The sequence below is a fragment of the Caulobacter sp. GW821-FHT12A07 genome (assembly GCF_058807655.1).
The window spans coordinates 48,394-68,675 of the sequence record NZ_JBXAQX010000009.1 but is presented as its reverse complement, the minus strand read 5'-3'; the positions used below and the strand labels follow the sequence as shown (position 1 = coordinate 68,675).

The 20,282-nt window shown below is 68.7% G+C and carries 22 protein-coding genes; 14 read left to right on the top strand and 8 right to left on the bottom strand.

The features are described 5' to 3' along the window. Positions 1–122: 122 nt before the first annotated feature. Both AC1RRS_RS17955 and AC1RRS_RS17950 read left to right on the top strand, forming a co-directional pair. Positions 123–1,034 carry a LysR family transcriptional regulator gene (locus AC1RRS_RS17955; protein ID WP_492856295.1) on the top strand — a complete coding sequence of 304 codons (912 nt, stop codon included), beginning with the start codon at positions 123–125 and terminating at the stop codon, positions 1,032–1,034. A 76-nt stretch (positions 1,035–1,110) separates the two neighbouring features. Next, positions 1,111–2,985, top strand: a complete 1,875-nt coding sequence (locus AC1RRS_RS17950) for a ubiquitin-activating E1 FCCH domain-containing protein (RefSeq protein WP_492856294.1) — start codon at positions 1,111–1,113, stop codon at positions 2,983–2,985. Between the two features lie 101 nt (positions 2,986–3,086). Here the strand turns inward: AC1RRS_RS17950 and AC1RRS_RS17945 are convergent, their stop codons facing one another. Next, positions 3,087–4,022: an isopenicillin N synthase family dioxygenase gene (locus AC1RRS_RS17945; RefSeq protein ID WP_110119871.1), complete on the bottom strand. Its 936-nt coding sequence runs from the start codon at positions 4,020–4,022 to the stop codon at positions 3,087–3,089. 154 nt (positions 4,023–4,176) lie between these two features. On the opposite strand from AC1RRS_RS17945, the gene AC1RRS_RS17940 reads away from it, so the two are divergent. The 6 genes from AC1RRS_RS17940 to AC1RRS_RS17915 all read left to right on the top strand — a co-directional run bounded on the left by AC1RRS_RS17940 (position 4,177) and on the right by AC1RRS_RS17915 (position 8,893). Next, positions 4,177–4,866, top strand: coding sequence for a YiaD family glycine zipper/OmpA-like lipoprotein (locus AC1RRS_RS17940; RefSeq protein WP_487290163.1), 690 nt, complete (start codon positions 4,177–4,179; stop codon positions 4,864–4,866). A gap of 73 nt (positions 4,867–4,939) precedes the next feature. After that, positions 4,940–5,476, top strand: coding sequence for a prolyl-tRNA synthetase associated domain-containing protein (locus AC1RRS_RS17935; protein WP_492856293.1), 537 nt, complete (start codon positions 4,940–4,942; stop codon positions 5,474–5,476). A gap of 104 nt (positions 5,477–5,580) precedes the next feature. Then, complete coding sequence (locus AC1RRS_RS17930; RefSeq protein ID WP_492856292.1) at positions 5,581–6,747, top strand: hypothetical protein; 1,167 nt, start codon at positions 5,581–5,583, stop codon at positions 6,745–6,747. A gap of 60 nt (positions 6,748–6,807) precedes the next feature. Next, a complete protein-coding gene (locus AC1RRS_RS17925) occupies positions 6,808–7,200 on the top strand; it encodes an MAPEG family protein (protein WP_492856291.1) in 393 nt (130 codons plus the stop codon). A gap of 74 nt (positions 7,201–7,274) precedes the next feature. Next, entirely contained in the window at positions 7,275–8,186 is a 912-nt protein-coding gene (trxA, locus tag AC1RRS_RS17920) for a thioredoxin (protein ID WP_492856290.1), read from the top strand. A gap of 50 nt (positions 8,187–8,236) precedes the next feature. Then, positions 8,237–8,893, top strand: a complete 657-nt coding sequence (locus tag AC1RRS_RS17915; protein ID WP_492856289.1) for an LON peptidase substrate-binding domain-containing protein — start codon at positions 8,237–8,239, stop codon at positions 8,891–8,893. Between the two features lie 7 nt (positions 8,894–8,900). On the opposite strand, the gene AC1RRS_RS17910 is transcribed toward AC1RRS_RS17915, so the two are convergent. The 3 genes from AC1RRS_RS17910 to AC1RRS_RS17900 form a co-directional block, all read right to left on the bottom strand. Continuing rightward, positions 8,901–9,272, bottom strand: coding sequence for an SCO4402 family protein (locus tag AC1RRS_RS17910; protein WP_492856288.1), 372 nt, complete (start codon positions 9,270–9,272; stop codon positions 8,901–8,903). 84 nt (positions 9,273–9,356) lie between these two features. Beyond that, the gene (locus AC1RRS_RS17905) at positions 9,357–9,761 is read right to left on the bottom strand and encodes a DUF805 domain-containing protein (RefSeq protein ID WP_492856287.1); all 405 of its coding nucleotides are present in this window, start codon (positions 9,759–9,761) and stop codon (positions 9,357–9,359) included. A 78-nt stretch (positions 9,762–9,839) separates the two neighbouring features. Then, positions 9,840–10,226, bottom strand: a complete 387-nt coding sequence (locus AC1RRS_RS17900) for a hypothetical protein (RefSeq protein ID WP_487290170.1) — start codon at positions 10,224–10,226, stop codon at positions 9,840–9,842. Between the two features lie 108 nt (positions 10,227–10,334). On the opposite strand from AC1RRS_RS17900, the gene AC1RRS_RS17895 reads away from it, so the two are divergent. Continuing rightward, the gene (locus AC1RRS_RS17895) at positions 10,335–10,541 is read left to right on the top strand and encodes a Trm112 family protein (RefSeq protein ID WP_110119879.1); all 207 of its coding nucleotides are present in this window, start codon (positions 10,335–10,337) and stop codon (positions 10,539–10,541) included. 112 nt (positions 10,542–10,653) lie between these two features. On the opposite strand, the gene AC1RRS_RS17890 is transcribed toward AC1RRS_RS17895, so the two are convergent. Continuing rightward, positions 10,654–11,904: a UbiH/UbiF/VisC/COQ6 family ubiquinone biosynthesis hydroxylase gene (locus AC1RRS_RS17890; RefSeq protein WP_492856399.1), complete on the bottom strand. Its 1,251-nt coding sequence runs from the start codon at positions 11,902–11,904 to the stop codon at positions 10,654–10,656. 275 nt (positions 11,905–12,179) lie between these two features. Between AC1RRS_RS17890 and AC1RRS_RS17885 the strand changes: the two genes are divergently transcribed. The 3 genes from AC1RRS_RS17885 (at position 12,180) to AC1RRS_RS17875 (ending at position 14,707) form a co-directional block, all read left to right on the top strand. After that, a complete protein-coding gene (locus AC1RRS_RS17885) occupies positions 12,180–13,208 on the top strand; it encodes an aspartate-semialdehyde dehydrogenase (protein ID WP_487290171.1) in 1,029 nt (342 codons plus the stop codon). Positions 13,209–13,346: 138 nt separating this feature from the next. Further along, complete coding sequence (rarD, locus tag AC1RRS_RS17880; protein ID WP_492856286.1) at positions 13,347–14,264, top strand: EamA family transporter RarD; 918 nt, start codon at positions 13,347–13,349, stop codon at positions 14,262–14,264. Between the two features lie 113 nt (positions 14,265–14,377). Beyond that, positions 14,378–14,707: a DUF8776 family protein gene (locus tag AC1RRS_RS17875; RefSeq protein ID WP_492856285.1), complete on the top strand. Its 330-nt coding sequence runs from the start codon at positions 14,378–14,380 to the stop codon at positions 14,705–14,707. Between the two features lie 180 nt (positions 14,708–14,887). Here AC1RRS_RS17875 and AC1RRS_RS17870 read toward each other — a convergent pair whose 3' ends face one another. Further along, complete coding sequence (locus AC1RRS_RS17870) at positions 14,888–16,027, bottom strand: serine hydrolase domain-containing protein (RefSeq protein ID WP_492856284.1); 1,140 nt, start codon at positions 16,025–16,027, stop codon at positions 14,888–14,890. Between the two features lie 72 nt (positions 16,028–16,099). On the opposite strand from AC1RRS_RS17870, the gene AC1RRS_RS17865 reads away from it, so the two are divergent. Both AC1RRS_RS17865 and AC1RRS_RS17860 read left to right on the top strand, forming a co-directional pair. After that, complete coding sequence (locus AC1RRS_RS17865; RefSeq protein ID WP_492856283.1) at positions 16,100–17,011, top strand: 2-hydroxyacid dehydrogenase; 912 nt, start codon at positions 16,100–16,102, stop codon at positions 17,009–17,011. A 74-nt stretch (positions 17,012–17,085) separates the two neighbouring features. Then, entirely contained in the window at positions 17,086–17,595 is a 510-nt protein-coding gene (locus AC1RRS_RS17860) for a hypothetical protein (RefSeq protein WP_492856282.1), read from the top strand. Positions 17,596–17,625: 30 nt separating this feature from the next. Here AC1RRS_RS17860 and AC1RRS_RS17855 read toward each other — a convergent pair whose 3' ends face one another. Beyond that, positions 17,626–18,474: a PfkB family carbohydrate kinase gene (locus AC1RRS_RS17855; RefSeq protein WP_492856281.1), complete on the bottom strand. Its 849-nt coding sequence runs from the start codon at positions 18,472–18,474 to the stop codon at positions 17,626–17,628. A 175-nt stretch (positions 18,475–18,649) separates the two neighbouring features. Beyond that, positions 18,650–20,041, bottom strand: a complete 1,392-nt coding sequence (gene ahcY / locus AC1RRS_RS17850; RefSeq protein WP_110119885.1) for an adenosylhomocysteinase — start codon at positions 20,039–20,041, stop codon at positions 18,650–18,652. Between the last annotated feature and the right edge of the window lie 241 nt (positions 20,042–20,282).

Here is a 20,282-nt window from a genome sequence, read left to right as displayed (position 1 = left end):
GTGCGGGGCGGGCTCGGTTGGGGAGACCCGAGCGCCGCGGTGTTTGACGAGGCGACTATGCCGTCGCGCGACCTGTGCGATAATCCGCTCACTCACGCACGAGCCGTTCGGAAATTCGCACAATGGCCAACCCCGACCTCGCCGATCTCGACGCCTTCGCCGCCGTGGCCCGGGCCCGGAGCTTCCGGGGAGCGGCCGTGGGTCGAGGGGTGTCGGCCTCGTCGCTGAGCGAGGCGGTGCGGCGACTGGAGGCGGCGCTGGGCGTGCGCCTGCTCAACCGCACCACCCGCAGCGTCACCGCCACCGAGGCCGGCGAACGCCTTCTGGAGCGCCTGGGTCCGGCTCTGGCCGAGGTGGCCGGCGCCCTCGACGCGGTGAACCAGTTCCGCGACAGCCCGACCGGAACCCTGAAGCTGAACGTGCCGGGCGCGGCGGCCAAGCTGTCGCTGGGCGAACTGATCGGCCCGTTCCTGCGCGCCAATCCGGGCGTCACGCTGGAGATCATCGTCGAGGACAGCTTCGTCGACGTGCTGGCGGCCGGGGCCGACGCCGGGGTGCGCTATGGCGAGCGGCTGGAGAAGGACATGATCGCCGTGCCGCTGTCGGGGCCCGAGCGCTACCAGGCCGCGGCCTCGCCGGACTTCCTGGCCCGCCACGGCGTTCCGCGCCATCCGCGCGATCTTTTGACCATGCCCTGCATCCGCCACCGCTTTCCCAGCGGGGCGATGATCGTTCCGGAATTCGAGAAGGACGGCGAGATCATCCGCGTCTCGCCAGAGGGACCGCTGGTCACCTCGTCGTCGGAACTGGAGATCCGCGCCGCCGAGGAGGGGCTTGGCCTGGTGATGAGCTTCGAGGGCCTGCTGGCGCCGGCGGTGGCCGCCGGCCGGCTGGTCCCGGTGCTGGAAGACTGGAACCCGCCCTTCGACGGACCCTTCCTCTACTACCCCAGCCGGCGGCACATGCCCGCCCCGCTGCGGGCCTTCGTCGACTTCCTGCGGGCCCGCAGAACGGCGAGCCCGGCGGGAAACTGAATCTTCTCCGGCGTTTGCCGCCTGTTCACCGTCAGCTGTCATGCTGCCCGGCGATAGAACGAGGGGCACTCCGCCGATGACCGTCCACAGCCGCTTCGCCGCCCGTCTGGGCGGGGCGTTCGCCCGTGTCGCCACGCGCCTGCGCGGCCTCGGTTCGAACACGCGCGGCGGCATCGCCGTCTGGGTGGCTCTCAGCATCCTGCCGCTGTCGATCCTGGTGTTCGGCGTCGTCGACGTCAGCCGGATGAGCCTGGAGCGGCGCCGCCTGCAGGACGCCCTGGACGCCGCGACCCTGATCGCCGCGCGCACCACCGCCACCGACGAGAGCACCCTGACGGCGACCGGCAGCGCGGCCCTCAAGGCCGAACTCGGCTCCACCACGGCCACGTCGAAGTTCTACGTCGACTCCAAGAAGGAGGTCATCGGCGAAGCCTCGATCTCGATCTCGCCGATCATCCTGGGCCTGATCAACAACAACAAGCCGCTGGTGACCAGCGCCAAGTCCTACGTGGTGCGCTCGTCGAAGAACCTGGAAGTGGCCCTGGTGCTCGACATCACCGGCTCGATGGACGGCACCAGCCGCATCGGCGCCCTGAAGACCGCCGCCGCCGACCTGATCGACACCGTCGTGCAGGACGTGCAGACGCCCTACTATTCCAAGGCCGCGATCGTGCCGTACTCGATCGGCGTCAATGTCAGCACCTATGCCGACAGCGTGCGCGGGGCCGTTCCGTCCAGCACGCTGAGCAGCGCGGCCTGGTACAGCGCCACCAAGACCATCTCGGCCTACACCAAGGGCTCGCCGACGACGATCACCACCTCGGCAACGCACGGCCTGGCGGTGGGCGACTACGTCTACATCACCGGCACCGGCTCCAGCTATCTGAACTCCAAGATCCTGGCCGTGACCAGCGTGCCGTCGACGACCACCTTCAAGGTCACGCCCAGCAGCAGCATCACCAGCACCGGTTCGGCCGGCACGATCTACAAGTGCCTGACCTCGACCTGCTCGGTGGTGATCACCACGGCCTCGACGCACAACTTCCAGACCGGCGACCAGGTGCTGCTGAGCGGCATCAGCGGCATGACGGCCCTGAACAGCCAGAAGCCGACGATCACCTACAAGACCACGACGACCTTCGACACCAACATCGTCGGCACCTCGTACACCACCGCCGGAACCGGCGGCACGGGCTCTTGCTACAGCACCGCGCGCTCGGACATCAGCTGCGCCTTCTTCAACTTCACCAGCGCCAGCAGCACCAGCGAGAGCTTCCCGATTAGCACCTGCGCCACCGAGCGCACGGGGACCTACGCCTATACCGACGACGCGCCCAGCACCTCGCTGGTCGGCCGCAACTACCCGGCCTCGACCTCCTATGGCGCCAGCTCGACCAACCCCTGCCCGACCAGCATCATCACCCCGCTGAGCACCGACAAGACGGCCCTGAAGGCCCAGATCAACGCCCTGGCGGTGGGCGGCTCGACGGCCGGCCAGATCGGCCTGGCCTGGGGCTGGTACATGGTCTCGCCGAACTTCTCGTACCTGTGGCCCAACACGTCGCAGAAGCCGGCCGCCTATGGCGCCGAGGACCTGATGAAGGTGGTGGTGCTGATGACCGACGGCGCGTTCAACACCAACTACTGCAAGGGCGTGATCGCCAAGGACGCCGGCTCCGGCTCGGGCGGCACGGCCGACCACATCAACTGCGCGGCCACCAACGGCGACGCCTTCACCCAGGCCCAGACGCTGTGCACCAAGATGAAGGCCAAGAACATCATCATCTACACGGTGGGCTTCGACGTCGGCAGCGACGCCACCGCCAAGTCGATGCTCAGCGCCTGCGCCACCAGCAGCGACTACGCCTACTTCCCGGCCAACGCCACCGAGCTGAAGACCGCCTTCAAGGCCATCTCCCAGCAGATATCGGCGCTGCGGATCGCCCAGTAGCGGGCGAGCAGCGGGCGAGCGGCGCCCCTCGAAGCACGCATGAAAAAGGCCCCGTCCGCGAGGACGGGGCCTTCGTCGTTTCGGAGACCTCGGCGGCCCGATCAGGCCAGCTTGATCTCGCGCAGGCGCTGCTGGAGGAACTCGTCGGCGGTGATCGACTCCGGATAGCGGTCCGGGTTCTCCGCGGTGACGGTGTTGGGCAGGGTCTTGATCTCGTAGTCCGACGCGAAGTGCAGGAAGAACGGCGTCGAGTAGCGCGGCACGCTCCGGCGCTCGGGCGGCGGGTTCTGCACGCGGTGGACGGTCGAGGGCAGGACGTGGTTGGTCAGGCGCTCGAGCATATCGCCGATGTTGACGACGATGCAGCCCGGCGGCGGGTTGATCGGCAGCCAGTCGCCGTTGCGATCGAGCAGCTCCAGGCCGCCCTCTTCGGCGCCGAGCAGCAGGGTGATGGTGTTGATGTCGCCGTGGGCGCCGGCGCGCACGCCGGTGGCGTCCTGCGGGATCGGCGGATAGTGCAGCAGGCGCAGCACCGAATTGCCGTTCTCGACGGTCGGCTTGAAGAAGTCGCGGTCGAGCTTCAGGTAGGTGGCGATCGCCTCCAGAACCTTGCCGCCCATGCTGTCGAGCGCGTTGTAGAGCCAGCTGACGTCATGCTTGAAGGCCGGGATCTCGGCCGGCCAGACGTTGTCGGCCATGGTGGCGCGGAAGCGGTGGCCGGGCGGCAGGTCGCGGCCCATGTGCCAGAATTCCTTCAGGTCGTGGTGCGTGGCGCCCTTGGCGGTCTCGACCCCGAACGGGATGTAGCCGCGCGCGCCGCCCTTGACCCCGGCGTACTGCTTCTTGGTGTCGACCGGCAGGGCGAAGAAGGCCTTGGCGTCGTCCACCGCCGCGTCGATGCGGTCCTGCGGCAGGTCGTATTCCGAGAGCACCGCGAAGCCATAGCGCTCGAACGAGGCGCCCAGCTCCTTGGAGAAGCGGTCGAAGTCCTTGCTGTAGAGGGTGAACGAGACGGGCTCGATGGCGGATGCGGACACGGTTGGCCTTCGGATATTAGTAAGACGGGCCTTACTACACCCAAGAGGCGGCGGAACGAAGGCCGTTCATCCCCCGCTCATGTGGTTTGTCGGAACTTGACCATAACGGGTGCGTTTCATCCGCTAATCGAACACTTCACGGGATAGACGGCAGATGACCAACAAGACCGCCTTCCGCGCCGCCGCTTTGGGCGCCCTCCTGATCGGCGCCGGCGCCATGACGGCCTGCACCACCACCGACCCGTACACGGGCATGCCGGTGCGCAACAACACCGGCACGGGCGCCCTGGCCGGGGCCGGCATCGGCGCGGCCCTGGGCTATCTGACCAACACCAACAAGGGCGAGCAGGGCCGCAAGAACGCCCTGATCGGGGCGGGCATCGGCGCCCTGGCCGGCGGCGCGACCGGCGCCTACATGGACCGCCAGCAGGCCGACTTCCGCCGCAGCCTGGAAGGCTCGGGCGTCGCGATCCGCCGCAACGGCGACCAGATCGTGCTGGTCATGCCCAGCGACGTGACCTTCGCCGTCGACAAGTCGGACGTGCAGCCGCAGTTCACCCGCGTGCTCGACGACGTGGCCCGCACCCTGAACGCCTATCCGCAAACCACGATCGACGTGGTCGGCCACGCCGACTCCACCGGTCCGGACGACTACAACCAGGGTCTGTCGGAGCGTCGCGCCGGCTCGGTGGCCGCCTATCTGACCGGTCCCGGTCGCGTGCTGCCCGACCGCCTGTTCGTGGCCGGCCAGGGCGAGCGCCAGCCGGTCGCCACCAACGACACCGCCGAGGGCCGCGCCCAGAACCGCCGGGTCGAGATCATCCTGCGCCCGCTCACCCAGTAAGCGACGCGCCAGGACGCCAGATCGGGGGCGGGGCGGCTTGACCAGCCGCCCCGCCCTTCGCTTTACAGGGACCATGAAGACCCGCGCCGACCTCATCGCCTTCTTCGACGCCCACGGCGTCGATCATTCCACCCTCGACCACCCGCCGGTGTTCTGCGTCGAGGAGGGGCTGGAGATCAAGAAGGCCCTGCCCGGCGGCCACACCAAGAACCTGTTCCTCAAGGACGCCAAGGGCCAGCTGTGGCTGATCTCGGCGCTGGGCGAGACGGTGATCGACCTCAAGAAGCTGCACCACGTGATCGGCTCGGGCCGGCTGTCGTTCGGCCCCGAGGCGATGATGGTCGAGACTCTCGGGGTGACGCCGGGCTCGGTCACCGCCTTCGGCCTGATCAACGACGGCGAGCGGCGCATCCGCTTCGTGCTCGACAAGGCGCTGGGGCAGGCCGATCCGGTGAACTTCCATCCACTGAAGAACGACGCCACCACCGCCGTCAGCCAGGCCGGCTTCCGCAAGTTCCTCGCCGCCTTGGGAATCAAGCCGATGATCGTCGACTTCGAAGCCATGGCCGTCGTTGGCCAGGACGGGGTCGGCCAGGACGGGATCGGCTGAGACGGGGTCGGCCGCCTTTTTCCAGCTCAGCTTGAAACCGGACGGCCTTTCTACATTTTAAGTTGCATGAAGGCGCGCTAACTCCACCCTCGAGGAGGCTCTCCATGCATCTGGCTTTCCGACCCGCCCTGACCGCGGTCCTGGCCTGCGCGGCGCTGACGACCCAGGCCTGCGCGCAATCGCAGCCCGCCTTGGGACCCGACCTGAAAGCCTTCGACCAGGCCCGGTTCATTCCGTTCACGCCCTGGCCGGCCGGGCAGGCGCCGTTCACGACGGCGCCGACCGTGGCCTTGCGCCTCGACGGGCCGCTGGGCGCCTTCAGGCCGCCGCCGGTGGTGATGGACACCGGCTCGACGGGCCTGGTGATCTCGGCGGCGGACCTGCCCGGCTACAGCCCCGCCAAGACGGCGGGATACAAGCCCGGCTGGGAGTTCCTGAGCAGCAGCAAGCGGCTGTGGATCGGCCACTGGGTTCCGACCAGCGTCGCCTTCCTCGATGGGGCCGGCGTCGAGGTCGCCCGGTCGCAGGTTCCTGTGCTGGTGGTCGAGACCGAGCTCAACTGCCCCGGCTACGACGTGAAGGCCGCGCCGGGGACCTGCGCCGCGCCCAAGGCCCGGATCGATCTGCCCAAGGGCATCGCCTATATGGGCGTCGGCTTCGGGCGCGAGGGCAACGGCCAGTCGCAGGGCACGCCCGACAAGAACCCGCTGCTGAACATCGTCGCCATCGACGGCCGGCCGATCGCGCCGGCGACCTTTCGCCGGGGCTATGTGGTGACGCGCGACGGCGTGCACGCGGGCCTGACCCCGGCGCTGGCCGCCGGCTTCCGGTTCGCCAAGCTGGGGCCGCCGGGCGCGGGCGGGCCGCTGGACTGGCCGCAGGCGCCGATGCGGGTCGCGGCCGGACGCCTGCCCGCCCAACCGGGCGCGCTGCTGATCGATACCGGCATCCCGACCATGTATCTGGGCGTGGCCGATCCAAGCGCCCTGCGGACGGTCACGCAGACCAACCACAACGACAAGGCCCCTGCAAAGGTGCTGGCGGCCGGCGAGACGGTGACCGTGACCGTGCCGACCGCGCCGGCCACGACCTTCGCCTTCACGGTGGGCCGGCCCGACGACGCGGCTCCCAGCCAGGTGCTGGTGAACTCGCCGATGCAGACAGCCTTCGTGAACACCGGCCGCCACGTGCTGCGCCGCTACGCGGTGCTGTTCGACGCCGACGGCGGCTGGTTCGGACTGCGGCCGGCGGCCGAGGGCGGCCAGGACTAGGCTTGCGCGGCACAACCACAGGCCGCATCCTTCCCGCAAAACAAACCCGAGGGAGGGGCCATGACCTGGTTGCCGATCACTTCTGCTTTGTGCGTGGCGAGCGTCGCGGGGCTGGTGGCCCTCAGCGTGCCGGTGGCGACCTATCGGCTGAAGTCGCAGATCACGCTCGGCAAGGGCGACGACCCGGTGCTGACCGCCCGCATCCGCGCCCACGGCAACTACATCGAATACGTCCCGATCGGCCTGATCGCCATCGGCCTTGCCGAGCTGGAGGGCGCGCCGACGGCGCTGGTGCTGGCCAGCGCGATCGCCCTCGCCCTAGGCCGGCTGATCCACGCGATCGGCATGCTGACGGGGGCGAAGATCCCGCCGCGGGCCATCGGCATCACCCTGACCTGGCTGGCCCTGGCAGGCGCCGGGGCCGGGGTCCTCACAGCAATGATCCGCTCGTGACGCGGCGAAGATTGCGAAGCGGCCCGGCAAGGACCATCTTGCGGCGCTGAGCGACCGCGCGTGAGAGAAGACCCATGTCCCTGATCGGTGAAAAGCCCGCCCCCATCCAGGCCGGCGGCGGCAAGAGCGAGCACATCAAGGACGGGACCGACGCCACCTTCTTGGCCGACGTCATCGAGGCCTCGAAGACCCAGCCGGTGATCGTCGACTTCTGGGCGACCTGGTGCGGTCCGTGCCGCCAGCTGACCCCGGCCCTGGAAAAGGTGGTCAACGCCGCCAAGGGCGCGGTGAAGCTGGTGAAGATCGACGTCGACGCCAACCCGGGCTTCGCCGGCCAGCTGCGCGTGCAGTCGATCCCCACGGTCTACGCCTTCGTCGACGGCCAGCCGGTGGACGGCTTCCAGGGCGCCCTGCCCGAAAGCCAGATCCAGCAATTCGTCGAGCGCATCTCGGGCCCGCCGGCCGCCGGCGCGGTCGACGAGCTGCTGTCGATGGCCAAGGAGAGCCTGGACGTCGAGGACCTGGGCGGCGCGGCCCAGGCCTTCGCCCAGGTGCTGCAGATGGAGCCGGACAACATCAAGGCGCTGGGGGGTCTGGCCCGCGTCTACCTGGCCGGCGGCGACCTGGAGCGCGCGGCCGAGATCGCCGCCATGGCCCCCGAAACCGCCAAGGATCCGGACCTGGAAAGCGTGCGCGCCGCCCTGAAGCTGGCCGAGGCCGCGCCGTCCGAGACGGCCGCCTTCGAAAAGCGCCTGGCCGCCGACGCCGACGATCACGAGGCCCGCTTCGAGCTGGCCAAGGCCCTGGCCGGCGCCGGCCGCCTGGACCTGGCCAGCGACCACCTGCTGACCATCATCCAGCGCGACCGCGCCTGGAACGACGAAGCGGCCCGCAAGCAGCTGCTGACGGTGTTCGAGGCGGCCGGGCCGACCTCGGAAATCGCCAAGCAGGGCCGCAAGCGTCTGTCGGCGATCCTGTTCAGCTAGGAAACCCTGGCGGGGCCGCGCGTTCACACTATCCAGTCAAGGAGGCCGCCATGCCGGGCGTATACCGGAAGACCCTCGACCTGCCGCTGGTGATACCCGTGTTCCCGCTGGACGGCGCCTTGCTGCTGCCGGGCGGCCAGCTGCCGCTCAACATCTTCGAGCCGCGCTATCTCAACATGCTGGATGACGCCATGTCGGGCGAGCGGATCATCGGCATGGTGCAGACCCGGGCCGGGAGCGACGTGCAGAGGCCGTCTCTGGCGCCGGTCGGCTGCGCGGGCCGCGTGACCAGCTTCGCCGAGACCAGCGACGGCCGCTACCTGATCACCTTGACCGGGGTGGCGCGGTTCCGGGTCGGCGAGGAGCTGCCGGTGCGCACGCCCTATCGTCAGGTGCGGGCCGACTTCGCGCCCTATGACCTCGACCTGCACGAGGACCAGCAGGAGCCCGCCGGCGACGGCGCGCCGCTGCTGAACGCCCTGCGCCGCTATCTCGACCACCGCGGCCTGGCCATCGACTGGGGCGAGGCCCACGCCGCGCCCTCGGACGCCTTGATCAACAGCCTGGCCATGGCCCTGCCGTTCGATCCGCTGGAGAAGCAGGCCCTGCTGGAGGCCCGCACCCTGGCCGACCGCCGCAACACCCTGGTCACCCTGCTGGAAATCGACGCCGCGCAGGACGACGACGAACCGCCGTCGCTGCAGTAGGGGAGCGTCAGGCCCGCAGCCGCTCCAACGCCTCGCGGGCGGCGTTTCTGACCGCCGGCCACGCCGCGTGGCCGGCATAGTCGTCGTCGCCGCCGTCCGGCAGCCGCTGCACGAGATGGTCCAGCGCGGAGAGCACCGGCTTCACGGCCGCGACTTCGCCCTCGTCGATCAGCACGTCGCCCAGCGCACGATGATCGAGATCGTGGTCGTCGAAGAAGAAGTGGATGATCTGGTCCATGCCGGAAACCAGTCCACGACGGGTCTCGTCGATCCAGATCGCGCGCGGATCGGACGCCGCGAGCTCTTCCAGATAGGCGAGCAGTTCAGCGCGCGCCCAGGGCTGGCGGAGATCGGCGAGGCGTCGGGAGCGATCCTGCATGGTCGCTCAAGCCTAGCCGGTCGATCCGCCCGCACAAGGTCCCGCCAAGGACGGAACGAACCTCATTGGACGCCGTGAGGCGCGTCAGGCCGAGGCCGTCGCGCCGCCGTCTTGCGCGGTCGGCTGGGGCGGTCCGAAGCGGTTGGCCTCGGGGTTTCCGTCCTGAAGGACGAACACGATCAGGACGGCGATCCCGCCCGGCACGAGGTTCAGCAGCAGCCACCAGCCGCTGCGGCCAATGTCGTGCAGGCGGCGGATGGCGACGGACAGGGCCGGAACGGCCAGGAACAGGCCGATGAACGGCAACAGCGACATCGGCGATCGGGGCGGCAGGCCTCTCAGCCCATCGGCCAACCCCCATCCAGCGCCCCAGGCGCAGCTCACGATCACCGCCAGGGTCAGGGCAAGCAGCAGGAACTGCAGGAACTCCGACCGGTCCGACCGCCCCTTGAAATCCGCGAACCGGGTCAGCGCCTTGAACATCGACATCGCGAGCTCTCCGTTGAACACTACTCGTGGTAGCGAAAAGCGAAGCACTGGGAAGTCCTGTCCGACCGGGACGATCGCTTAAGGCTTCACGGCGTCCCAGGCGGCAACCTGGTAGCCGTTTTCGGACAGGCACTGGCCCATGGCCGCCTTGTGCCGCTCGTCGAGGGCGGCGCGTTGGCTCTTGCTGCCCTTGGCCTTGTCGTAGGGGACCTTGAGCACCAGGCCGGTCGGGCCGGGCGGCAGGTCGCGGGCCGTGGCGCTGGCCGGGTGCACCTTGAAGCCGGTGGTCTTGCCGCCCCGCACCTCGTCGCGGCACGAGGCGAAGGTGCTGGCGAAGGCCTTCTCGTCGGCGGCGTTGGTCGCCAGGCGCGGGGAATAGCCACCGCCCATGGAGCCGCAGGCGGCGAGGGTCATGACGCTGGCGGCCACGGCGGTGCTCAGGAAGATCCGTTCGGTGACGGTCATGTCTGCATCCAAGATCGTTGTTATCGCTTCTGCGACAACCGCGACCTTGCGCCGGAGGTTCCGGCGGCGGGGCTTTCCCATTTCGCCGGCCGGCTCTAGAACAGCGCCATGACCGCCGCTCCTCCGCTCCCGCCCGTCGATGTCGATCCGCGCCTGCTGGAGGTGCTGGTCTGCCCGGTGACCCGCGCCCCGCTGTTCTACGACCGCGCCCGCGGCGAACTCGTCAGCCATACGGCCAAGCTGGCCTATCCGATCCGCGACGGCGTGCCGATCATGCTGCCGGAAGAAGCCCGCAGCCTGGCGGACGGGGAGTAGGCGGCGCTACCCCTCCGGCCCTTCGGGCCACCTCCCCCAGAGGGGGAGGATTGCGCCGCGCAGATGCTCCCCCTCCGGGGGAGCTGTCGGCAAAGCCGACTGAGGGGGCTTCCTAAAGCGCCGTCCCACGCAGCAGCTTCGGCAGGTCGCCCACGCCGCCGCCGGCCTCGTGCATGAAGAACCGGCGCGCCGGGGCGATGCGGTTGACCGCCGCCATGCCGACGCCGCGCGCGATGCGCAGCAGCGGATTGTCGTTCGAGAACAGCCGCACGAAGCCGTCGAAGGCCAGGGCGTTGGTGACGTTGTCGAACCGCCGCCAGCGGGCGTAGCGCTCCAGCGTCGCCTCGGCGCCGATGTCCTCGCCGTTGCGGATCGCCTCGACCACCACCTCGGCCAGGGCCGCGGCGTCCTTGAGACCGAGATTGAGCCCCTGCCCCGCGATCGGGTGCACCCCGTGGGCGGCGTCGCCGATCAAAGCGAGGCGCGGCGCGGTGATCCGCTCGGCCAGCGACAGCGACAGCGGATAGACGAACACCGGCCCGGCCATCTCGACTTCACCCAGGAAGTCGCCGAACCGGCGCATCAGGTGGGCGTGGAAGGCCTCGGGCGAGGCGCCTCGCAGGGCTTCGCCGCGCGCGGTGCTCTCGGTCCAGACCAGGCTGGCGCGGTTGTCGGTCAGCGGCAGGATGGCGAACGGGCCGCTGGGCAGGAAATATTCGTGCGCCACGCCCTCGTGCGGGTGCTGCATCTTCACCGTGGCGACGACGCCGCTCTGGCCGTAGCCCCAGCCGATGTCGCCGATGCCGGCCGCCTTGCGCAGGGCCGAACCCCGGCCCTCGGCGCTGACCGCCAGCGGCGCGGTCAGCACCCGGCCGTCGGTGAGCGTCACGCGGGCTTCGGCGGCGTCGACCTCAAGGCCCGCCGCGCCTGCGGGGGCGATGACTTCCAGACCCTTGTCGAGCGCGGTCTTCGACAGGGCCGCGCGGATCTGGCGGTTCTCGATCAGGTAGCCCAGGGGCTCGCCTTCCGAGCGGTCGGCGATCTCGCCGCTGTCGAAGCGCAGGAAGAAGGGCGACGGCTTTCCGGAAGCCGCGCCGGGCGCCTTGCCGTCGGTGACCAGGATCTGCTCGATGCGCTGGGCGTGGGGCGCCAGGGCCTCGCCCGCGCCGATCGCCCGCCACTGGCGGAACGACGAATAGGCGATCGCCGACGAGCGGCCGTCGAAGGTCGGGGCCAGCTGGGCGTCGAAGGGCTGCGGATCGACCAGCAGCGGCTTGACCCCGGCCGAGGCGAGGGCGAGCGCCAGGGTGGTTCCGGCCATGCCGGCCCCGGCGATGATGACGTCGGCGTCGTGCTTGCGCATGGCGTGGGTATGCGCCCGGCGCGGGCGCGCTGTCCAGTTGGACGAAGCGTCCACGCACCCGCCCTCCTCTCCTCCCGTCATTCCCGCCGCAAGGGCGGGAATGACGGGAATTGAAAAGGGTCTCGGGCCACCCCAGCGCCCGTTCGCAAAAATATTCCCTCAAGCGCGGCCATACGCCGCCCTGTTTGAAAAACCCTGCCCTTGCCTACCGGCGTTCCCAGGCGTAACGGGACGGCGCATTTCCCCTTGTCGGGGCTGAAAGATTGGAGACTGCGATGGGTTACCGGGTCGCCGTGGTCGGCGCCACGGGCAACGTGGGCCGCGAGATGTTCAACATCCTCGAGGAAGTGAAATTCCCCGTGGAGAAGATGCACGCCATCGCCTCGCGCAAATCCATCGGCACCGAGGTCTCGTTCGGCAATCAGATCCTCAAGTGCGAGGACCTGGAACAGTTCGACTTCTCGAAGGTCGACATCGTGCTGATGAGCGCCGGCGGGTCGATCTCGGCCGCCTGGGGCGAGAAGATCGGCGCGGCCGGTCCGATCGTCATCGACAACTCCAGCCACTTCCGGATGGACCCGGACGTGCCGCTGGTGGTGCCGGAAGTGAACCCGGACGCCGTCAACTCCATCCCCAAGAACATCATCGCCAACCCCAACTGCTCGACCGCCCAGCTGGTGGTGGCCCTGAAGCCGCTGCACGACGAGGTGCCGATCAAGCGCGTGGTGGTGTCGACCTACCAGTCGGTTTCCGGCGCGGGCAAGGAAGGCATGGACGAGCTGTGGGACCAGACCAAGGGCGTCTTCGTCCTGGGCGCGCCCGAGCCGAAGAAGTTCACCAAGCAGATCGCCTTCAACGTCATCCCCCACATCGACGTCTTCATGGACGACGGCTTCACCAAGGAAGAGTGGAAGATGACCGTCGAGACCCAGAAGATCCTGGATCCGGCGATCCAGCTGGTCGCCACCTGCGTGCGCGTGCCGGTGATGGTGGGCCACTCGGAGTCGATCAACATCGAGTTCACCGGCCCGCTGGACGAGGACGACGCCCGCGAGATCCTGCGCGACGCCGAAGGCATCGTGGTGGTCGATAAGCGCGAGAACGGCGGCTACATCACGCCGAAGGAAGCCCAGGGCGAGTTCCCGGTCTACGTGTCGCGCATCCGCAAGGACCCGACCGTCGAGCATGGCATCGCCCTGTGGTGCGTGGCCGACAACCTGCGAAAGGGCGCGGCCCTGAACGCGGTGCAGATCGCCCAGCTGCTGCACGACAAGGGCCTGATCAAGCAAAAGACGCCGGCCTAAAGAACGACCTCCCCGTCGTCCTTCCGCCAGCGGAGGGACGACGGGAAGCGCCTTCGGGCGAATTTCGCACCTCTCCGCAAAAAGCGGGCGGACGCCGGGACGACTCCCTGTCAGATCCCTCCGCGAAAGGTGCGGTCCATGCCCCCAAGTTCCACCAGCAGCGCTTCGAGCGACGCGCGTTCGGCCTATCTGGCCGGCGTCGGCTGCTATGTGATGTGGGGCTTCCTGCCCCTCTATTTCCACACCCTGGCGACGCTTGGCGTCACCTCGTTCGAGATGATCGCCCACCGCACGCTGTGGTCGGTGCTGTGGGCCGGCGGGCTGGTGCTTCTGGCCCGGCAGAGCGGCCAGGTGGCGGCGGTGATGCGCCAGCCCAAGACCCTGGCCCTGCTGGCCCTGTCGACCCTGGCCATCTTCGGCAACTGGACGATCTACGTGGTGGCGGTAAACGCCGGCCACGTCATCGAGGCCAGCCTCGGCTACTACATCAACCCGCTGATGAACATGGCGGCCGGCGCCCTGCTGTTCCGCGAGCGGATGACCACCGAGGGCAAGGTCGCCATCGGCTTCGCCACCGTCGGCGTCGCCATCCAGACGATCGCCCTGGGCCACCTGCCGCTGGTGTCGCTGGGCCTCGCCCTGACCTTCTGCGTCTACGGGATCGTGCGAAAGCAGGTGAAGGCCGACGCCCAGACCGGCCTCTTCATCGAGTGCGCCTATCTGGCCATTCCGGGACTGCTGTACGTCTGGCATCTGCAGGCCAGCGGCGCGGGGCACTTCACGCAAGGCGCCGGCACGGCGATCCTGCTGCTGGTCGCCGGCCCGGCCACGGTGATCCCGCTGGCGTTGTTCGCCTGGTCGGCCCGCCGCCTGCCGCTGAGCGCGCTGGGCTTCCTGCAGTTCATCGCCCCGACCCTGCAGTTCCTGCTCGGCGTTTTCCTCGGCGAGGCCTTCACGCCGCTGCGGGCGCTGTCGTTCGTGTTCATCTGGCTGGGGGTGGTGGTGTTCGCCTACGGCGCCTGGAAAAGGCTCAGGGCCGCGCCCGCTGTGGCCTGAGAACTTCAGGCGTGACAAAACGTTGGTCAATTTGTCGCATGGCCGCCGACGCTTAAGTCGGCGGCAACGGACGCGATTGCAGGTATGCCCGCAGTCTTTCGCAGGGGGAAACCATGACTACCGATGCTGGCGCCACGCCCAACCTCGCCGCCGTGCTCGAGGCCCTTTCCGTCGAGATGTCGCTGGCCGCCGAGGCCTGCGGCCACCTGGACAGCGCCCTGGGCAAGATCCTCGAGAACACGCCGGCGGAATCGCGCCTGGCCGTGATGCAGGAACTGCACACGGTCGACCACCTGGCCCAGCACATCACCGCCATCACCGACTTCACCGCCAAGCTGGTGCAGGCCGCCCCCGAAGGCGTGCCGCTGGAGGTGCAGGAAGCCCTGGCGACCATCACCCTGGGCGCCGTGGCCGAGCGACTGAGGGGGCGGCTGGGGCTGTAGGGCCCCTTCCCCATTCTCCCCGTCATTCCCGCCCTTGTGGCGGGAACCCCTGGTTCCGCTCGCACGTGACGCGCCAGCGGCGTGCTGAGCACGCCGCCCCATCCGCACCTGCGGCTGAGAGAGGGGTTCCCGCCACAAGGGCGGGAATGACGGGAGTTATTGGGAGGGCGAGAGCCTTCCCTACAGGCTCGCGTAAGCCGCCTTGATCAAACTCACCGCGCGCGGGTCGCCGATCAGCTCGTTGCCCTGGCGGTTCATCACGTACGAGCCCGAGACGCCCGTCTTCGGATCGGCGAAGGCGCAACTGCCGCCCCAGCCCGAATGGCCGAAGGCGTCGGCCGTCGGGCCGTAGAAGAAGTTGGGGGTGTTGCGCATGAAGCCCGCGCCCCAGCTGATCGCGTAGGGCAGAACGAGGTCCTGGCCGGCGATGCGCTCGGCCCTCGCCAGTTCCATCGTCTCCTGCGACAGCACCTTGACCCCGTCCAGCGTGCCGCCGCTGGCCAGGGCGCCCATCAGGCGGGCCAGGGCCGGCGCCGTGGCGTGGCCGTTGGCCGAGGGGATCTCGGCCCGCCGCCATTCGCCGGTGCCGCGGCCGCCGGGGGCGGCCCACTTGGTCATGAAGGCGGCGCGGATGGCGTCGTTGATCTCGCCGAACTTGGGGAAGGCGGTCGGCCGCATCAGGTCGGCGCAGCGTTCGTGCTCGCTGTCGGGCAGGCCGATCCAGATATCCAGGCCCAGCGGGACGGCCAGATCCTCGCGCAGCGCCGTGCCCATGGTGCGGCCGTCGACCCGACGGAAAATCTCGCCGGCCGTATAGCCGAAGGTCACCGGGTGGTAGCCGCTGGCCGTGCCGACCGGCCACAGCGGGGCCATGGCGGCCAGTTTCGCCGTCGTCGCCTCCCAGTCGAACCAGATGGCCGGATCGACCTCGTCGAGGAAGCCCGACAGCCCGTCCTGGTGCGACATCACCTGGCCGACGGTGATCGCCTCCTTGCCGGCTTGCGCGAACTCCGGCCAGACCGAAGCCACGCTCGTGTCGTAGGTCAGCTTGCCCTGGTCCACCAGGCGCGCGACCAGCAGGGCGGCGATCGCCTTGGTGGTCGAGAACAGCGGCGTCAGGGTGTCGGGGCCGAAGGCGACTTCCCGTCGCCGATCGGCGAAGCCGGCCATCAGGTCGACGACGATCTCGCCGTCGATGGCCAGGGAAAAGCGCGCGCCGAGCTCGCCGTCGCCCGGCGAGGCCGGATCGAAATTGGCCTCGAAGGCTTCGTAGACCTGGGCGAACGGGGCGGGGCAGACGCCGGTGATGTCGAGGCTCATGGCTTTTGCTCTAGCCCGGCGCGCCCGGGTTTGTCATCCGAAGGACAGTCCCCCGCGTAACGGAGCCCGCCGATGAAGCCCGAGATCCTGCAGCTCAAGGCCCTGTCGCCGCAGCTCGAAGCCGGGCTGGAGGCCGCTTACGTCGTCCACCGCCCCTATCGCGCCGCCGATCCGGACGCCTTGATCACGAACGTCGGCCCCAGGGTGCGCGGGGTCGTCACCGGCGGCGATCTGGGCGTGCCGGACGCCTTATGGGACCGCCTGCCGGCCCTGGAGATCGTCGCGGTGCACGGCGTCGGCCTCGACAAGGTGGATCTGGACCTCGCCGCCGCCCGGGGCGTGGCCGTGACCACGACGCCCGGCGTGCTCACGCAGGACGTCGCCGAACTGGCCATCGGTCTGTGGCTGTCGCTGTCACGCCGCATGGTCACGGCCGACCGCTATGTGCGCGAAGGCCGCTGGCCCAGGGCCGAGCGCCTGCCCCTGGCGCGGCGCGCCACCGGACGCACGGTGGGGATCCTGGGCCTGGGCCAGATCGGCCGCGCGATCGCCCAAATGGCCGCGCCTTTCGCGGCGGGCATCGCCTATCACAGCCGCCGGCCGGTGGAGGGCGTCCCGTACGCCTACCACGCCAGTCCGCTGGACCTCGCGAAGGCGGTCGACGTGCTGTTCCTGGTCACGCCCGGCGACGCCGGTCCGCTGGTCGACGCGGCCGTACTGGAGGCGCTGGGACCCGACGGCCTGCTGATCAACGTGGCGCGCGGCTCGGTGGTCGACGAAGCCGCCCTTGTCGCAGCGCTGGCGGATGGAATGATCGCCGGGGCGGGTCTCGACGTCTTCGAGGACGAACCCAACGTGCCGCAGGCGCTGCTGGCGATGGACAATGTCGTGCTCCAGCCGCACCGGGGCAGCGCGACGGTCGAAGCCCGGGAGGCGATGGCGGCGCTGGTGCTGGAGAACCTAGAGCGGCAGTTCGTTCGTTAGCGACCGACACTATCCAAGGCTAAGCTTAAGGGTTAATATCAACCTTGGATTGATAAACAATTCTGGACACCGCCATGCCGAGTTTGAAAAGGCTGTTCGTTGTTCTGCCGCTCGCCTTCGCGGCCGCCCTCGGAGCGATACCCGCTCGGACGGTTACCCAAGCCCAGGCCCAGAGGCCCTGCTCGCGATGCAACGTGGTCGCCGAGGGCGTTTGGAACGACGGCCTCGTCAATCAAACGGTCTACCTCTACAGCCGCAGCGACAACCAGTTCTACCCGGTGATCGTGACCGGCGTTCACCGCGAAGGCCCGTTCTATGTCATCCGATGGCGCGACCCCAATTCGTCGCGGCAGGGCAAGGACGACGCCACCAACTACTACTCCTATCAGAGCATGCGGGAGATGACGTCGGGCGGTCAGTCGCGCCCGCCGCTGTCCCAATCGGAAAACCAGGAAAGGAACGGCTGGCTGGCCAGCTGCGCCATGTACGAATCCGACGACGCGGCCATGAGGTTTCTTGGCAGGCGCGGCTGCTGCGAAAGCACCGCCGCGAAGCGTTACGGTCCTTACCCGAGATGCATCTAGGATCGGATTTCGGCGACGAGGTCTCGAACGCTAAGCCAGCCGCTCGATCCGCACGGTCGGCGAGGTCTGCTTGATGCGGGCGGCCATGGCCACGATCGGCAGTTCGGGAGCGTTCCAGATGTTGGCGGCGGTCACCGTCTCGGCGACGCCGCCGACGGCGCGGGCCAGGCCGTAGGACAGGGTCTGGCCTTCGAGGATCGAGGCCGCGAACAGGGCGGTCAGCAGGTCGCCGGTGCCGCTGGGCGAGCGCTCGGCCTTGGCGTGGGCGGCGAGCCAGGCCTCCTTGCGGTCGGCGTAGACCACGCCGATCTCGTTCCCGCGCTGCACCGACGAGACGATCACCGGCTTGTTCAGCAGGCGGGCGGCGCGCACGGCCCCGGCCGGATCGCGCACCTCGGCGCCGGTCAGGCGCTGCAGCTCCCAGGCGTTGGGGGCGACGATGTCGGCGCGGGGGATCAGGTCGGCGGCGATGGCCTCGGCCACCTCGGCGGGCACATAGAGGCCCTTGCCGGCGTCGCCCATGGTCGGATCGACGATGATGGTCGGCTTGCGGGCGGCGGCGCCGTCGCGCGGCGCGGCGCGCACGGCGTCGATGGCGCGGGCGGCGGCGCGCACCTGGGCGGCGCTGGCGAAATAGCCGGTGATGACCAGGTCGGTCAGGCCGAACAGGCCGTTGGCCTCCAGACCGTCGAGCATGCCCTCGACCACCTCGATCGGCACCGGCGCCCCGCCGGGCACGCCCCAGCCGGGATGGCGGCCGTAAAGCACGGTGGGGACCACCATGGTGTCGATGCGGAACTGGGTCAGGGCGGCGGCCTGGGCGGTGGCGCCCACCTGGCTGCCGGCGACGTGGCTGGAAATGAGAAGCGCGAGCGGCATGGGCAAAGCAGTTAGCCGAGCCTGCGGAACTTGAACAGGGCGTCACGAAGGCAAAACCACGGCGGCTCGTCCACTGGTCGATCCGCAACAAAAAAGCCCGCTCCAAAGAGCGGGCTTTCCGTCGAACGCCCGGAGCCTGCTTGCAGGCTCCTGATCAAAGATACCAAGCGCGCTCCTAGTAGCGGTAGTGGTCCGGCTTGAACGGACCGGCTTCCGGCACGCCGATATAGTCGGCCTGTTCCTTGTTCAGCTTCGAGAGCTTGGCGCCCAGCTTCTCCAGGTGGAGGAACGCGACCTTCTCGTCGAGGTGCTTGGGCAGGGTGTAGACCTCGTTCTTGTACGCGGTCTTGTTGGTCCACAGCTCGATCTGGGCCAGGGTCTGGTTGGTGAAGCTGGCCGACATCACGAACGAGGGGTGGCCGGTGGCGTTGCCCAGGTTCACCAGACGGCCTTCCGACAGCACGATGATCTTCTTGCCGTCCGGGAATTCCACGTGGTGGACCTGCGGCTTGATCTCGTCCCACTTGAAGTTGCGCAGGCCGGCGATCTGAATTTCGCTGTCGAAGTGGCCGATGTTGCAGACGATGGCGTTGTTCTTCATCTGCCGCATGTGGTCGACGGTGATGACGTCCTTGTTGCCGGTCGCCGTCACGTAGATGTCGGCCTTGCCGGCGACGTCGTCGAGGGTCTGGACCTCGTAGCCTTCCATGGCCGCCTGCAGGGCGCAGATCGGGTCGATCTCGGTGACGATCACGCGGGCGCCGCCTTGGCGCAGCGAGGCGGCCGAGCCCTTGCCCACGTCGCCGTAGCCGCAGACCACCGCGACCTTGCCCGACAGCATGACGTCGGTGCCGCGGCGGATGGCGTCGACCAGGCTTTCACGGCAGCCATAGAGGTTGTCGAACTTGGACTTGGTGACGCTGTCGTTGACGTTGATGGCCGGGAACGGCAGGTCGCCCTTGGCGGCCATCTGGTACAGGCGGTGCACGCCCGTGGTGGTCTCTTCCGACACGCCGCCGATGGCGTCGCGGATCGCCGAATAGAAGCCCGGCTTTTCGGCCAGGTAGCGCTTCATCACGGTGTAGAGCGCTTCTTCTTCCTCGTTGGTCGGGTTGTTGAGGATCGAGGGATCCTTCTCGGCCTTCGGACCCAGCACGCACAGCAGGGTGGCGTCGCCGCCGTCGTCGAGGATCAGGTTCGGGTAGCCGCCGTCGTGCCACTCGAAGATCTTGTGGGCGTATTCCCAGTACTCGACCAGGTTCTCACCCTTGAAGGCGAAGACCGGGATACCGGCGGCGGCGATGGCGGCCGCGGCGTGGTCCTGGGTCGAGAAGATGTTGCACGAGGCCCAGCGGACCTCGGCGCCGAGGGCCGTCAAGGTCTCGATCAGCACGCCGGTCTGGATGGTCATGTGCAGGCTGCCGGCGATGCGGGCGCCCTTCAGCACCTGGGCCGGACCGTATTCGGCGCGGGTGGCCATCAGGCCCGGCATTTCGGTCTCGGCGATGGCGAGTTCCTTGCGGCCGAAATCGGCGAGCGAGATGTCCTTGACGATGTAGTCGGCCACGGTCGGCTCCTGGATCGGGGGATTGTCTTGCCCGCCTTATAGCGCGCACGGCCGACAGTGGCAAATTCACATAAAGATTTCCTTATGTCCGCAGGGCGCGAAGGAAAACCCGTCTCGGGCGAACTGGCGTGACGCTTGCGGGCGAAGGCGGCTCAAGTGTCAAAGTGGGATCTGGGGGACTATCGAACATGCGCTCGCCGAGCCGGCCTTTCTTCAAGGCCTATGAAATCGTGGCCATCGT

What these genes read in the sequence shown, in the direction of transcription:
- AC1RRS_RS17955 (WP_492856295.1), top strand. Translation starts at nt 123, where the DNA reads ATGGCCAACCCCGACCTCGCCGATCTCGACGCCTTCGCCGCCGTGGCC.
- AC1RRS_RS17950 (WP_492856294.1), top strand. Translation starts at nt 1,111, where the DNA reads ATGACCGTCCACAGCCGCTTCGCCGCCCGTCTGGGCGGGGCGTTCGCC.
- AC1RRS_RS17940 (WP_487290163.1), top strand. Translation starts at nt 4,177, where the DNA reads ATGACCAACAAGACCGCCTTCCGCGCCGCCGCTTTGGGCGCCCTCCTG.
- AC1RRS_RS17935 (WP_492856293.1), top strand. Translation starts at nt 4,940, where the DNA reads ATGAAGACCCGCGCCGACCTCATCGCCTTCTTCGACGCCCACGGCGTC.
- AC1RRS_RS17930 (WP_492856292.1), top strand. Translation starts at nt 5,581, where the DNA reads ATGCATCTGGCTTTCCGACCCGCCCTGACCGCGGTCCTGGCCTGCGCG.
- AC1RRS_RS17925 (WP_492856291.1), top strand. Translation starts at nt 6,808, where the DNA reads ATGACCTGGTTGCCGATCACTTCTGCTTTGTGCGTGGCGAGCGTCGCG.
- trxA (WP_492856290.1), top strand. Translation starts at nt 7,275, where the DNA reads ATGTCCCTGATCGGTGAAAAGCCCGCCCCCATCCAGGCCGGCGGCGGC.
- AC1RRS_RS17915 (WP_492856289.1), top strand. Translation starts at nt 8,237, where the DNA reads ATGCCGGGCGTATACCGGAAGACCCTCGACCTGCCGCTGGTGATACCC.
- AC1RRS_RS17910 (WP_492856288.1), bottom strand. Translation starts at nt 9,272, where the DNA reads ATGCAGGATCGCTCCCGACGCCTCGCCGATCTCCGCCAGCCCTGGGCG.
- AC1RRS_RS17905 (WP_492856287.1), bottom strand. Translation starts at nt 9,761, where the DNA reads ATGTCGATGTTCAAGGCGCTGACCCGGTTCGCGGATTTCAAGGGGCGG.
- AC1RRS_RS17900 (WP_487290170.1), bottom strand. Translation starts at nt 10,226, where the DNA reads ATGACCGTCACCGAACGGATCTTCCTGAGCACCGCCGTGGCCGCCAGC.
- AC1RRS_RS17895 (WP_110119879.1), top strand. Translation starts at nt 10,335, where the DNA reads ATGACCGCCGCTCCTCCGCTCCCGCCCGTCGATGTCGATCCGCGCCTG.
- AC1RRS_RS17890 (WP_492856399.1), bottom strand. Translation starts at nt 11,904, where the DNA reads ATGCGCAAGCACGACGCCGACGTCATCATCGCCGGGGCCGGCATGGCC.
- AC1RRS_RS17885 (WP_487290171.1), top strand. Translation starts at nt 12,180, where the DNA reads ATGGGTTACCGGGTCGCCGTGGTCGGCGCCACGGGCAACGTGGGCCGC.
- rarD (WP_492856286.1), top strand. Translation starts at nt 13,347, where the DNA reads ATGCCCCCAAGTTCCACCAGCAGCGCTTCGAGCGACGCGCGTTCGGCC.
- AC1RRS_RS17875 (WP_492856285.1), top strand. Translation starts at nt 14,378, where the DNA reads ATGACTACCGATGCTGGCGCCACGCCCAACCTCGCCGCCGTGCTCGAG.
- AC1RRS_RS17870 (WP_492856284.1), bottom strand. Translation starts at nt 16,027, where the DNA reads ATGAGCCTCGACATCACCGGCGTCTGCCCCGCCCCGTTCGCCCAGGTC.
- AC1RRS_RS17865 (WP_492856283.1), top strand. Translation starts at nt 16,100, where the DNA reads ATGAAGCCCGAGATCCTGCAGCTCAAGGCCCTGTCGCCGCAGCTCGAA.
- AC1RRS_RS17860 (WP_492856282.1), top strand. Translation starts at nt 17,086, where the DNA reads ATGCCGAGTTTGAAAAGGCTGTTCGTTGTTCTGCCGCTCGCCTTCGCG.
- AC1RRS_RS17855 (WP_492856281.1), bottom strand. Translation starts at nt 18,474, where the DNA reads ATGCCGCTCGCGCTTCTCATTTCCAGCCACGTCGCCGGCAGCCAGGTG.